This window comes from Woeseia oceani (assembly GCF_001677435.1).
GTDB lineage: Bacteria > Pseudomonadota > Gammaproteobacteria > Steroidobacterales > Woeseiaceae > Woeseia > Woeseia oceani.
The window spans coordinates 1,811,890-1,825,722 of record NZ_CP016268.1 but is presented as its reverse complement, the minus strand read 5'-3'; the positions used below and the strand labels follow the sequence as shown (position 1 = coordinate 1,825,722).

The 13,833-nt window shown below is 57.4% G+C and carries 9 protein-coding genes; 4 read left to right on the top strand and 5 right to left on the bottom strand.

The features are described 5' to 3' along the window. Positions 1-83: 83 nt before the first annotated feature. Both BA177_RS08085 and BA177_RS08080 read right to left on the bottom strand, forming a co-directional pair. On the bottom strand, positions 84-4,127 hold the full coding sequence (locus BA177_RS08085) for a M4 family metallopeptidase (RefSeq protein ID WP_197493385.1): 4,044 nt from the start codon (positions 4,125-4,127) through the stop codon (positions 84-86). Positions 4,128-4,582: 455 nt separating this feature from the next. Further along, positions 4,583-6,778 (bottom strand): sensor domain-containing phosphodiesterase, encoded by a 2,196-nt coding sequence (locus tag BA177_RS08080; RefSeq protein WP_068615227.1) that lies wholly within the window; start codon positions 6,776-6,778, stop codon positions 4,583-4,585. 353 nt (positions 6,779-7,131) lie between these two features. Here BA177_RS08080 and BA177_RS08075 point away from each other — a divergent pair, with 353 nt between their 5' ends. Beyond that, on the top strand, positions 7,132-7,926 hold the full coding sequence (locus BA177_RS08075; RefSeq protein WP_156762742.1) for a type 1 glutamine amidotransferase: 795 nt from the start codon (positions 7,132-7,134) through the stop codon (positions 7,924-7,926). Positions 7,927-8,026: 100 nt separating this feature from the next. Next, entirely contained in the window at positions 8,027-10,246 is a 2,220-nt protein-coding gene (locus BA177_RS08070; protein WP_068615224.1) for an acylase, read from the top strand. Here BA177_RS08070 and BA177_RS08065 read toward each other — a convergent pair. Further along, the gene (locus BA177_RS08065; RefSeq protein ID WP_082989980.1) at positions 10,243-10,473 is read right to left on the bottom strand and encodes an EF-hand domain-containing protein; all 231 of its coding nucleotides are present in this window, start codon (positions 10,471-10,473) and stop codon (positions 10,243-10,245) included. The two genes, BA177_RS08070 and BA177_RS08065, sit on opposite strands and share 4 nt — an antisense overlap. Before the next feature lie 335 nt (positions 10,474-10,808). Between BA177_RS08065 and BA177_RS08060 the strand changes: the two genes are divergently transcribed. Both BA177_RS08060 and BA177_RS08055 read left to right on the top strand, forming a co-directional pair. After that, a complete protein-coding gene (locus BA177_RS08060) occupies positions 10,809-11,273 on the top strand; it encodes a tellurite resistance TerB family protein (protein ID WP_068615221.1) in 465 nt (154 codons plus the stop codon). A gap of 142 nt (positions 11,274-11,415) precedes the next feature. Then, positions 11,416-12,066 carry a YceH family protein gene (locus BA177_RS08055; RefSeq protein WP_068615218.1) on the top strand — a complete coding sequence of 217 codons (651 nt, stop codon included), beginning with the start codon at positions 11,416-11,418 and terminating at the stop codon, positions 12,064-12,066. Here the strand turns inward: BA177_RS08055 and BA177_RS08050 are convergent. Next, positions 12,063-12,536 (bottom strand): NYN domain-containing protein, encoded by a 474-nt coding sequence (locus BA177_RS08050; protein WP_068619092.1) that lies wholly within the window; start codon positions 12,534-12,536, stop codon positions 12,063-12,065. The two genes, BA177_RS08055 and BA177_RS08050, sit on opposite strands and share 4 nt — an antisense overlap. A gap of 37 nt (positions 12,537-12,573) precedes the next feature. After that, positions 12,574-13,797, bottom strand: coding sequence for an MFS transporter (locus BA177_RS08045; protein ID WP_068615216.1), 1,224 nt, complete (start codon positions 13,795-13,797; stop codon positions 12,574-12,576). Positions 13,798-13,833 lie beyond the last annotated feature (36 nt).

The following is a 13,833-nucleotide window of genomic DNA, read 5'->3' as shown; positions in this document are numbered from 1 at the left end:
TGAATTCCGGCACAGCCGGCAAAAGCATGTCCACACTCAACAGTCGTTGTGGCCGGACAACTTGCCCGGCCACAAACCAGCTGCTAATTGCGGTGCGCCTGATGATTGCCGCCGTTCAATGTCGAGGAAACCGTGGCGCCATCGGGCCCACTGATCGTGTATTCAACCCGATCGTCGCGCCAACCCGGCTCGCCGGCGTCAGTCAGCTTAAAGCGTATGCTCGCCGGTTTGCCATTGACCCGACCGCTGCCACTGCCCTCGATAGTATCGAAGCCGGCTTCCGGGTGGCCCTCGTCGATCAGCGGACGGTCAGAGCACATGACCGAATCAAGTTCCATCAACCGGAACAGCCCGAGATTGCGGCCGTCTCTCCATGTAATCACCATGTGATTGTGCTTCGCATCCGCCTCACAGCTCAGCGTGAACGCGTGTATCGAGTAATCACGCCAGCTATTCCGCACCAGCCCACCGCCGGTCATGCGACCGCTGAGAGCACAAGCGAGATCAACGTCATCAATCTGCGCGTACCAGTCCCAGTCGCCGGTGTTCGGGTCGTAATAACGCCAGCGCAGCTGAACCTCGTCCTCGCCCAGATACGGTGACAGATCGAGCGATACGAACTCGCCGGGAGGGCTGCGGAAACCACCATGGTCCTCGTTCCAGCTCAACAGGTTCGACCAAGAAACTCCGCCGTCCGTACTGACGTCAACATCCAGAAAATCCAGCGCGGCAAAATTCTGGTAGTTCGCGCGGAAATTGAACGATGCTGCAGTTGCTGTTTTGAGACTGAACGTATTGCTGCGCAGTTCGGTGTCGATTTCGGCAGGACCGAAGGCGTCACTCGAAACCGTCGCCGCGTCGCCACTGCCGCCGGTGTAGTTACCGAGTTCACCGGAGTTCGCAATGCTGGTCCAGGTCAGGCCCGAGTTTTCGTTGTCGACCAGTGTCCAGCTGTCCGGAATGCCGTCGTCGTAGCTGACGCGGCCGGCATTGCAAGCCATTTCCAGTGGGATTGCCTCACAGCGGCTGGGTAATCCTTCCGTAGCAACGTTGTCGCTGATAACTACATTGTCGACAAAGAAGTTGGATCCTGCCCCGTTCGTGCCGAAGACTTCCGAGTGGAATTCAATCGTGTGTGCTGCACCGTCAGCGTAGGCGCTCAGGTCCACACTTTGCTGCGAGTAACCCAGAGTCCCACACAGAGCGTCGCTGCCATCCGATCTGAATTCCTGGTTGCCGTCGATCAACACTTCGACGTAGTCGGCACCGCTGTCACAGATGATCTGTTCGAGATCGAAGGTCATGACATCGGCGGTTGTGGGTATCACAACCGCTTGTGACACCGAGCCTTCTTCCAGGGTGGCAACGCCGCCGAACCAGGTCCAGAACAGGCCATCCGACGGGCCGCTGCCGGTACCCGTGCCACAAGTACCGACATCGCAGATCGGTGAGCCAAAGTTGGACGAGAATTCATTCCACGTGCCGCCAAAGGCTCCGGCCTCAAAACTGCCATCCGCCACCATGTTCGCACCGGCGCTGCCGGGAATTGGCGAATCACAACGATAGCCGGCTTCAATCTGGCAACTGCTGGAACAACCATCGCCACCTGAGCTGTTGCCGTCGTCACACATTTCGCCCGGCCCCATTATGCCGTCACCGCACACCGGCAGCTCATCGAGCGAACAGGAGTACGTTTGCACGTTATCCACGTACCAACCGATCAGCCCGTTACAGCCGTCACCGCCAAATTCGAAACGCAATATGACGGTGTCACCGGGAAGTGCCTGACCAAGCAGATTGACCTGCGATTGCCCCCAGCTTCCGGTCACCGAGCCTGCATCGCTGCCGCTGAAGGCTTCCTCACCCGCCAGCGGGTTGGTGTTGCCGCCGCCGACGGAAACAAGGCTCGTGTTGTAAGAGTTGAACGAGTAACTGCTGCCAGGCACGACCGTGAATGGACCGCCATTCACACTGACCTTCAGGTTGCCTCCGTCCCAGCCGGCCTCCGTTGCAACCCAATGGTCGAATGCCAGTCGCGGCACTTCGCCGAGCGGCAGGTTGATCGCCGGGCTGTCCAGGAAAACGGCGCCCGACTCGTCGTCATCCAGGCAGTTGCCAACGACAAGGTCAGGCACGAATGCGGCGAACAGGCTGTTCGCCCCGTCTGGCAAGTTCTCGGTCACCGCCCAGTCTGGCGTATCGAACGTCGCCGGATTGGCAACATCACGTCGCCCGACCGTCCAACCGGCCGGCAAGGCGCCGGCTTCGAAGTCCTCAAAGATACCGGGTTGCACGGCACCCAGGTTCTCGCACAATGCCGGAGCGTCCGCTTCGAGCAGCGGCTCGAAACCACACTGCGAAGGTAGGGTTCGCAATTCGACCGCCGCGATTGCCGTTGTTACTGCCGCGCAATCCGCGGCGGAAATAACTTCTCCCGACAGACCTGCGTTGGCCGAGTCGGTCGACAGCGCCGGCAAGTCAGTACCGATCAACGAACTGCAGGCCGCCTCCAATGCATCAGCATGATCAACGAAGTTGCTCACTGGCGTCAGCAACCTTTGTGCTGCCCAGTGGATATGCGCGGCCTTGGTCAGGCCGATTGCATTCACCGTCTGCCCGTTGTAATTGCCGCCGTCAACCAGCAGAGCAAACGCATGGTTTGGCACGCCGGAATTAAAGTGCACACCGCCGGAATCGGCAGTGCTGCAAAAATACTCGCTGTCCGTCACCTTGCCTGGATCGCCGTAACAGGTCGGATTCCACATGTCGCGTATGGCACCACCGAAAGCCGGATCATCCTCACCGGACAGCCAACGGTAGGCATTGTCGACGCTGGGCACTCCCACGCCGAATACCGAACAGCTGCCATCGCTGCGCCTGCTGCCCGGCGCATCGTCCGTACCACGGGCATTGATCAGGTCAACGACCTCACCCCAGATATCCGAATAGGATTCATTTAACGCGCCGGACTGCCACTGGTAGATAAGGCCGCTGGTGTACTCGGTGTAAGCATGACCCCACTCATGGGCCACCGTGTCATCGCCCGTCACATCGCTGCAGTAATTGGTCGAGGTACCGTTCCAGTTTGCGTTTGGGCAGGAAATGTTCGGATCGTTATTGACCGTGCGCATTGTCGACCCCGCATTGTCATACGAGTCATAACTGCCTGCCGACATGCTGGCGAACAAGTTGTAGGTCTCACGCGCGCCATCAATTTCGTTGTTCCAGTCCAGCACCTGCTGCGCGGTGCCGGCGGCCCAGCCGTCTGGAATGGGAACCGGGTCACCGACACTTTCATCCCACACCACATTCGCCAATGCCGTTTCGGAAATTTCCCGGTCCAGAGCGTGATAAATGCCCGTAATCTGATCAATAACCCGGCCATTGTGCGCATCGACATAGACGAACTCACGAACGGTGACAGCCGGGTTGATCACTTCAACTTCGTAGGCGAGTCGGTCTTGTCCGGGCGTACCGCGGACCAGGCCTTCCCTGAATACCATCAGGGTGGTTGCTGCCGCCGACAATCCAGTTGCCGACACGCCCTGCCGGTACGCCCGTTCTCTGGCTCCTCCGGGCTGTTTGGCGAAGCGTGTAGCGCCGTCGGCCACCGCGTGTATGGCAATTTCGCTCGCTTGCTGGTCGCTCAGGCGCGGCGTCGTGTCGATCTTGATGCCAGCGACGTAGTTGCCATTCGCCGCGAACATTTCACCGGCTGCATCGAAATGCGCGCGTAGTTCACCACCGAACACAGGCAGGTTCTCGAAAGTCTGCCTGAGTACGGCATGTTCTCTACCGGACATATCGCGCATCGTCTTGAAAGTCTTGAGGTTCTCATCGGCTTTCTCGACCCCGAACGCAGCCCCATATTCGCGAAAAAATGCTTTCGCCCGGTCGTCCGCTGGCGCGCGGCGACTCATTCTCGCCACACCCGGTGCACTGCGAGTTGGCAAACGTACGAATTTGACCTGTCCGGACTGCGGGTCGACGCGGATATCCGCCGTTCCGCCGCTGTCAGCCAGAAGTTTCTGCGTGACCCTTGACTGTTCGGCCGGCCCTTCAGCCAGTGCAGTCGAAACGAGAAAGAAAACAGATACGAGTACTACGGGCAGGCGGACAGCATTCATGTGCATTCCCCGATGTTGACGTGCATTCTGATTATTGGTCAGTCGAATCGAATGGATCTGCTCTTGTTTTTCTTAATGCGTTGGTTTGACCCTAGTTCATAAGGGTCCAATGTCAAGAATGGCCGGAGACTCCCGACCATTGACAGCAACTGCCGGAGGCTATGGGCGGACACCGGAACTGCGAGTCAACGAAGTGCGCTGAGGCGCTGCAGGCGCCGCCTGCGGTTTGCGCTGAGTATTGCGCTCAGCCTGCAAGCACGAACTGTGCAGAGAGCATGGAAAGCAAAGGGCGGTACAAGGCTACGCAGAGTCGAGACGGAAATGGCTATGGTGCGCAGCCGTTCCGCCCTATTGCACCCAACGGTCGACAGCCTCGCGGCATTGGCATCACGCAGATTGCAGGCCGTCAAGCGGAGCAAACAATGGTACGGCCGGGTGTCGGCCTGCGAGAAAAATCAGGCGTTTGCCTGCAAGAGGTCGGCCTCGCTGATCATCGGCGCGCCAAATCCATCCAGTATTTCCGTCAACGGCCTGGGCTTGCCAATACGGTAACCCTGCGCAAAATCGATTCCAGCCGTTCTTACGCAGTCCAGTATGTGTTCAGTTTCGACGTACTCCGCCACCGTGTGCGCATTGATGACCTTGCCGATCTTGGCTACGGATTCCACGATGGCAAGAGACAAGGGATTATCGAGAATGTCGCGGATAAAGGCACCGTCTATCTTGATGTACTGAACGGGAATGTCCTTGAGGTAGGCAAAGGAACACTGGCCAGTGCCGAAATCGTCCAGCGCCAGTCTGCAACCGAGACGTCGCAAACGACGCAACAGTTCCTGCGCTCTGTGCAAATCCCGTATGACTGACGTTTCCGTAATTTCAAAGCAGAAGGTATCCGGGGCAATACCGCTCTCTATAACCTGTTGCTCGACAAACCCGGCGAAGTCTTCGTCCATCATTGATTGAGTCGACACGTTGATACTGAAACTGGCCAGGTTGATCTCCAGCTGGTTGTCAGCACTCCTCAACATGTTGGTCGTTTCCCGAACCACCCAGCGATCGATCGAGGTCATCATTTGATAACGCTCGGCGGCCGACAGGAACCGATCCGGCGACAGCACGTTGCCCCGCTCATCGAGCATGCGCAACAGTACTTCGTAACGCGGGCGTGTGTTCTCCTCTTGCAACGCGACAATCTGCTGGCCGTACAAGACAAAGCGGTTATCCAGCAATGCGGCCTGCAACTCACCAACCTGATTCAGGTCTTCGCGGCGTCGCATAACACTCGCATCAAGATCATCGAACACCACCGTTTGATCGCCGCCGCGGGCTTTCGCTGAACGAGACGCCACTTCGGCAATATTCAGCGCTGAGGGCGCGTCCTGAGCTGCAATCGGCATCATGGCCACACCGATGCTCGCCGAAATCTCAACGGTCCTGCCCTCGTACACCGCTGGATTCTTGTGCAATGCCTCGCGTATCGCATCCGCACAGGCTACGGCATTTTGTTCGTCGGATTGCGGCAGATATAATGCGATTGAGCCACCGGAAATATTGCAGGACAAACCTGACGTGCCCGCGTGCTTTTTCGCCACTTCACTGACCCGGGCAATTGCAGCATCACCGCCGAAATGACCGTGCATTTCATTAATGACGTGCAATTTGTCGATATCGATCAGTAACAATGCACGGTGTACCGTGCGATCGCTTTGCAGCTGCTTGTCCATTTCCTGCAACAATTCGTGGCGCGTACCCGGCGCTGCCGTAGCCGGATCCTGTTGCGTCAGCAGTGCGGCAACCCTGGAAGCCACGACCCGGATCAATCGAACGTCATAACGGGAGAACTTTGTCGTAGAGACAAGGGCGAGCACACCAACGACTGCATCGCTGTCGTCGACAACCGGCGCAGACAACAGGTTGGCATCGCCATCTATGCGGGCGAACCGTTGCAGTACGCCGGCGGCGTCAGCGATCAACACCCGACCGCGCTGCCGTGCCGCAGTCAACAGGCTGGAGAGAATGGGCGCCATGGCCTCGCAGTTCGCGGCACTGACATCGCCGTCCGGTCGCCACGCGTGACGAACACCCTGATTCGGAACCTCGATGACCGCCAGCTTGCTGCCGAATTGGCGGCCGATGGTGTCCAGGCCTTTTTGGACCGCATTGCCCTGATAATCTTGCCGCAGCAGTTCGTCGAGCTGCGATAACAACTGCATGTCCTGACGCTCGCGTCCGGATTGCTGCCGCACGCCCGACAACTCCAGCCGTATATCCAGTTGTTTGACGATACAACTGATGATCTCGTCAATTTCACTGCGGACCTGTGCCAGCAGCAGGCCAACGTCGCGGTGTGTCAGGAGCGCCACTGTCCCGGCAGAATCACCGCTGGCAGTCTGACGCAAACAGAATTGGTAGAGGCGCTTGCCGGAATCCAGTTCTACGCAACGATCGGTGGAACTGGCCGGTGCGAGGTGAGCCTGGACCGCTGGCCACAAGCGGGCATCGTCTTGATCCGGGCCACACCAGACCAGCGGACCCGCCGCATCGAGAACAGCAATCGATTGGGTTTCGGGCAGAATTTCAATGATTCGACTGGCGAACTCACAGAGCGATTCTGCGTCCAGGTACTGCCCTATTCCTGAATGATTCAGCATCCGTACTTCCGTGTTCAGCGGTATTCCGGTCGTCCGTCCGGAGATCAGATCGCAATACTAGGCAGTATCCAGGTATAGAACGCTGACGCCGCGCACAGAATTGCTCGAAATGCCGACAGAATCTGCCCTGCGGCAGGCCATTGAAGCTGGATCAACCAATAAAGGGACCGGCATCCCGGGTTATCGCCGCCGACGGCGCACACCAAGCCTCTCCATGGTGGTCACCGGCCAGCGACCGCGCCGGCCATGCTGCGAACCAACCGCGACCGTTGGCGCAACACCTGACGCCACATGACGGCGCTGTGGACTATGGCTACACTGGCATACCCGCAGCGCAGGTTTGGGAGACAGGCTTGAGCAATACTGAACAACAAGGGCAGCCTCACGCAGCAATCGCATTGAGAATTGCTGTCCTTGAAACCGGGACTACCCGGCCCGCCTTGAGAGAAGCTCACGGCAATTACCCCGAAATGCTGATTGACCTGATCAGCGATGAAATGCCGGGAACGCTGTTTACCTCCATCAGTGTGGTGAACGGCGATTCGGTTCCGGACGCCAAAGAATACGACGGCTACGTCATTATGGGCTCCCGGCACAGCGTCCACGATGACTTCCCATGGATCAGCGCCCTGAAAAAGTTGTCCCGGGACTGTGCTGAGCGGGCGATTCCGCAGGTTGGCATTTGCTTCGGGCACCAGCTCATTGCCGAGGCGCTCGGTGGTCGTGTCGAACATTCCGCGAACGGCTGGATCGCCGGGCTACAAACCTATTCGGTGCTGGGCAGCCAGGACCATGGCGACCTTGTGACGGTATCAAGCCTTGCCTACCACCAGGAACAGGTGGTCGAAGCGGCCGCTGGCGCGCGTGTCGTGCTTGCCGCCGATAGCTGTCCGCTGGCAGGCCTGGTCTACGAAGGTAAAAACGCGTTCTCCGTTCAATGTCATCCGGAATTTCGCACGGCGTACGCCAGCGGTTTGATCCAGGCCACCAGCGGTGACCCGCTAGAACCCGCGTTCGCCGAACAGGCACTGGCCACTCTCACAACGCCACCTCACCGGCAGCGCATGGCGCGCGCGATTGCTGCCGCACTGACCGGCGACGATACCGTGTCCATCGTGCGGGCACTGGCCGATGGATCGCCTGCGTAAGCAGATCGACCCAATGCATTGATATTGCTACTCTCTGGTCGCGATGAGTCAGCACTAGCACACACGTTCCGTTCGAATTCAATTTTCAGGGAGTTTCGGCATGTCGGTTTCTATCAGGCGCTTTCCATTTTTGACCCTGTTCACAATACTGTTCCTGGCTGCCTGCTCCCCCGAACCGCCGGAATCGGCAAGCAACGACACGGATCCCGAACAAGCACGCCTGGAAGCCCGCGCCGCCAACGTTGAGATTCTGCGCGATGATTTCGGCGTACCGCACGTTTATGGCAAGACCGACGCCGATACCGTCTTCGGCATGTTGTATGCGCAAGCCGAGGACGACTTTCCCCGTATCGAACGAAACTATATCTGGGCCACCGGCAGGCTGGCCGAAGTGGAAGGCGAAGAAGCAATCTACAGCGACCTGCGCGCCCGCCTCTACATGTCCGTTGACGATGCCAAGCAAGCGTACGCTGATGCTCCAGCGTGGTTGCAGGCACTCTGCGACGCGTTTGCCGATGGCCTGAACTACTACCTCATGACTCATCCTGACGTTGAGCCGAAATTGCTTACCCGGTTTGAACCGTGGATGCCGATGTTCTTCAGCGAAGGGTCCATCGGCGGCGATATCGAACAAATTCCGCTGGAAGGCATCAAGGCGTTCTACGGCGAAGGTCGCGCACTGGACAGCATAGAAGCAGCACGCCGGGCCGGACTTGATACGGCTGAACCTGCCGGCTCCAACGGCATCGCCATCGCGCCGAAACTGACCCGCAACGGGAATGCGCTGCTGCTGATTAATCCGCACACATCGTTTTACTTCCGAGGGGAAATTCACGCCGTTAGCGAAGAAGGCCTCAATGCCTATGGTGCCGTCACCTGGGGACAGTTTTTCATCTATCAGGGGTTCAACGAGCACACCGGCTGGATGCACACATCTACGAACGTGGACTTTATGGACGAGTTCGTGGAAGACGTCCGCCAGATCAATGGCAAGCTTGTTTATCGCTACGGCGACGAAATGCGCCCTGTCGAGACGTCGCAGGTGACCTTGAAATACGCAGACGGCGATGCAGTCGGCGAACGCACGTTTACGACCTACCGTACTCATCACGGCCCGGTCACCCACAAAGCCGGTGACCGCTGGGTTGTAACCCGTATCAACTGGGACCCGGTCAATGCCCTTACCCAGTCTTACGTCCGCACCAAGCTCAAGAATTACGATGAATTCCGCGAAATGATGGATATCCGCACCAACTCGTCGAATAACACCGTTTTCGCCGACTCTTCGGGCAACATCGCTTACTTCCACGGCAATTTTATCCCGCAACGCGATCCGGCCTTCGACTTCAGCAAGCCCGTGGACGGCAGCGACCCGGCAACGGATTGGCAGGGATTGCATACCGTGGATGAAATCATCACCGTCACAAATCCGGAAAACGGATGGATCCAGAATGCCAACTCAACACCGTTTACCGCGGCCGCCGAATTCAGCCCGAAACGCGAAGACTATCCGGTGTACATGGCACCGGACCCGGAGAACTTCCGCGGTGTACACGCCCAACGCGTACTTGCCGGAGTCAGCGATCTCACCCTGGATTCGTTGCTTGATCTTGCCTATGACCCTCACTTGCCCGGCTTTGAGAAACTGATTCCCGGCTTGATCGAGGCCTGGGACGCCAGCGAAAAATCGGCGAGTGACATGGCTGAAGCCATTGCTGAATTGCGTAACTGGGACATGACCGTCAGCGCCGATTCAGTTGCTATGACACTCGCACATTTCTACGGCATGCACTATGAAGAACAGGGTGCAAACCCGAACAAGCTGCAAGGCATGGATCGGGTCAATTATTTCGGCGAAGGCTCGCCCCCGGCAGAACGCCTGCATTTGTTCGCGGAAACGCTGGCCAATCTGGAGGCCGACTTTGGCAGCTGGAAAATGCCGTGGGGCGAAGTGAATCGGTTTCAGCGACTGAACGGTGACATTGAACTGCCTTTTGACGACAGCAAGCCCAGTCTTCCCGTTGGCATGGCATCCAGTCGCTGGGGCGCATTGGCGGCCTACGGTGCACGACGATTTGCCGGCACCAAGCGCCTGTACGGATACAGAGGCAATAGTTTCGTCGCGGTCGTGGAGTTTGGCGACAAGGTCAAAGCCAGGACGATCCTTGCCGGTGGGCAGAGCAACGACCCGTCGTCCGAACATTTTGACGACCAGGTTCAGCGCTACATCGACCGTGACTTCAAGGAAGTTGCGTACTATCGCGAAGATGTCGAAAAGCGAACGAAGGAACGCTACGTGCCAGGCGCTCGCAACAACTAGCGGTTATCGAGCCACCAGTCTGCGAATTCGCGAAAGCGTACTTTGCCATCTTCGTCATCGTCGATGGCCGCGAATTCGAGGCTGCGCACTTCATTGCTTTCGTCGTATCCCAGGCTATCGAGGATCTTGTGGAACTCCGCTTCCTCGATATAACCGCTGCCGTCTGTATCGAAACGGCTGAAGATACGAATCAGTTCAGCTTCCATTTTCGCGGTGATTGTGCCCATTGAAAGCGCTCCGGATCCCGGCGTTGTGCGTCAGGGGCCCAGCAACACGAACCCCATGCGAGTGGGGCCATTCTACACTGCCCACCACAACACGGACGCAGAGATTTGCGGCACAGCCGTGCCGATGGCGGTGCAGTTCTCCTCTCCGGACACGCCGGCCGTCCCTCCTGGGTACAGAAAGCAGGTCCGGCCGCCAACATGACAGCGACTGACCCGGGGTAATTCCAGATACACCCGCCCTGTTCCGGCCATTTACGTGAACGCAACGCATTGATGCGAACTCGACGACAGTATCGTCGTCCCAGTAACATAGTGATTCACTGACTGGAGAGACAATGCTCAAGCGACTTGCGGAACGGCTAAACAGAACTCTGGCTGGCAACACGGCTCAGAGTGACACGCCCGAACAACGTGAACACGCCATTCGCATAGCGACGGCGGTACTCATGGTAGATGTCGCGCGTGCCGACAATGATTTTCAGGAAGCGGAATTCGAACTGCTCATCGAGCTGATCAGAAAGCACTTCGATCTCAGCACAGAAGAAGCCAACCAACTCACGAACGCGGCTGACGAAAAAGCCGAAGCAATGGTTGAAGTGCATCAGTTCACGCGCCAACTGCACAACTCACTCAGCGAAGATGAGAAAGTCCGGGTAATCGACCTCTTGTGGAAAGTCGCTTACGCGGATGGCCGACTGAGCAAATACGAAGACTCACTGGTACTGAAAATCAGTGATTTGCTGTATGTAAACCGCGCCAAAGTCATGCGTCTGAAGGACGATGCGGGTAGGTCGACCTGAACGGAAGGAGGGCTAATGCACTGTTTTCCGGCAAGCCGGCACCTGCGGCCCGCCGGGTCCGTCGAGCTGTTTCCAGAAAGTCGCCCCGGACTGCGCCAGAACGCTTATAGTCCGCAGTCTGCAACACGTTGAGGTTCCCGCTGTGCCGCTCAAATTAGACGCTGTAGAAGCCCGCATCATTGGCTGCCTGATTGAAAAATCCATCGTTACGCCGGATCAATACCCGCTGTCGCTCAACGGGCTGACGAATGCCTGCAATCAGAAGTCGGGGCGCAACCCGACAATGAATCTGAACAAAGGTGAAGTGCAGCGAGCTACACGCCTGCTGGACGGAAAGAGCCTGCTGCGTATCGACGAGAACTTCAAAAGCAATATCGAGAAGTACTCGCAACGCTTTTGCAATACCCGCTACAGTGACTTCCATTTTGACGACGCTCAGTTGGCCGTGGTCTGCGCATTGCTGTTGCGCGGCGCACAAACACCGGGGGAACTACGAACTCATTGCCGGCGACTGCACGAGTTCGAGGACAATTCTGCCGTTGTGGCCACCTTGACATCATTGCTGGAGCACGAACGCGGCCCTCTGGTCGTAAAGTTGCCGCGCACACCCGGCCGCAAAGATTCGGAGTACATGCACCTGCTGTCCGGCGAGATCGACATGGATGCGCATGCGCGCAAGACCGAGGCCAGTCCGACGCCCGCGCGCCGCAGTACTTCAGACCTGGAGCAACGGGTCGAGCAACTGGAAATTCAGGTCGCGGAACTTCGTTCGATGCTTGGCAAGGATGACTAGATCAACAGAGTCCTGTCGATCGCGTGCCAGGTACTGGCATGTTCAATCAGTGAATTCGCCGTCAATGCAGGCACGCTATATACCTCGGCTTTGACGCCGTAGTTCTTGCGAACCCTCTCCAGCAACAGATCGAAGTCGCCATCGCCTGAAAGCAATACAACGGTGTCCACGGTCGGCGCGGTTTCCATCACGTCAATGGCAATCCCAACGTCCCAGTCGCCCTTTGCAGAACCGTCGCGACGCTGGATAAACGGTTTGAGTTTCACTTCAAAGCCAATACTGCGCAGTGCATCCTGGAACTTGCGTTGCTTGTCATCGCCGCGATCAATCGCGTACGCCGTCGCCGCAACAATGTCGCCTTGCGCGCCGACACGTTCCCACAATGCCCGGTAGTCAAATTGCCTACCGAACGATTGTCTGGTTGTGTAGTAAATATTCTGTACGTCGGCAAATAGAGCAATCTTGTGCAACACGAACCCTCTGTCGATGAACGTCTGACAACTGCCGCTAACTCGCTGCAATTCGATCAAGTGCCGGCCTGAGCCCGTATGCCAGCAGTGACGCTGTTATGCAGTAAAGCGCCATCACCTGAAGCTGAAACTCCAGTGCCACACCGTGATCCATCAGCATCCCGATTAGCCCGGGTGCGACCGCAGTCGCAAAAACCGTGACTGCAGTAATGATCGAACGTATCGAACCAAGGTTATCAATTCCGTACAACTCTGCCCACAAGGCCCCATGCGTCGTTGACGACATGCCCAGATTGATACCAAGCACCATCATCAGAACCGGTAATGCCAATGGATCCGTTGCGTACACAAGGATCGCTGCCCCCAAAGCTAACGGCGTCAGACTTACAGCAAGCAGGTGTCGGGCGCTGAAACGGTCTACAAGTTTCCCCGTAGCCAGTGCCGCGACTACGTGTGCAATTGCGAGCAATGGAAAACTGGCGGCGAAAAGTGACAGATCCCACCCTTTGATTTCCGCTACTGGAACCTGATTGATGAAAATCCCGGTAAGAATAAACGGCACCGCCAGCGTGATCGGCATCAGCAGGTAAAATGTGGGATTCCGCAAAACCTCTGTACGCGTCCAATGATGTCGGTCTGGGACCCGTGAATCGTGTTCCTTGGCTAACGGACCGCGGGTTGGATGACGTTCGTGTTTTAACAGTGTTATTAAAACGGGAATACCGACCGCGACGAGCAACGCCGCCGATACCAACCAGGTATTCCGCCAACCAACCAGACTGATCATGCCGACGGCGAACAGGGGCAGCAGTCCTTCGCTAAACGGCAGGCCGAGACCCGCGATAGATACCGCCTGGCCCCGCTTCTGGTTGAACCATCGACCCATAGCGGTCATCGCTACGTGAGTGCACATGCCCTGGCCAAAGAACCGCAAACCGAAAAAGACCAGACCGAGAATCAGAGGGGAGTTGACGTTTGCCATGCCGATCGACGTAACTGCAAGGCCACCTAAAACGGCGGCCCCCAGCCAGCGGACGCTGATGTCGTCAGCGAACTTGCCCGCCCACGCCAATAACGCCGCGCTACCCAGTGTCGCTACGCTGTACAGGCTGCCAAACCCGCCGTCTGTCAGGTGAATAGTGGATTTCAGCTGGCCCGCGAAAATAGCAATGTAATAGGTCTGGCCAAACCCTGAGAACCACATGAGCAGAAAGCCACTACCGAGCCAACGCCATTCACCTTGAAGATTGCTGGGATTCATAAACCTCTTCGATTGACGGCCGACACCCTAAACCAG

Bases quoted from the DNA above. Each gene is read 5' to 3' on its own strand.
- BA177_RS08080 (WP_068615227.1), bottom strand. From the start codon at position 6,778: ATGCTGAATCATTCAGGAATAGGGCAGTACCTGGACGCAGAATCGCTC.
- BA177_RS08060 (WP_068615221.1), top strand. From the start codon at position 10,809: ATGCTCAAGCGACTTGCGGAACGGCTAAACAGAACTCTGGCTGGCAAC.
- BA177_RS08070 (WP_068615224.1), top strand. From the start codon at position 8,027: ATGTCGGTTTCTATCAGGCGCTTTCCATTTTTGACCCTGTTCACAATA.
- BA177_RS08085 (WP_197493385.1), bottom strand. From the start codon at position 4,127: ATGAATGCTGTCCGCCTGCCCGTAGTACTCGTATCTGTTTTCTTTCTC.
- BA177_RS08045 (WP_068615216.1), bottom strand. From the start codon at position 13,797: ATGAATCCCAGCAATCTTCAAGGTGAATGGCGTTGGCTCGGTAGTGGC.
- BA177_RS08065 (WP_082989980.1), bottom strand. From the start codon at position 10,473: ATGGGCACAATCACCGCGAAAATGGAAGCTGAACTGATTCGTATCTTC.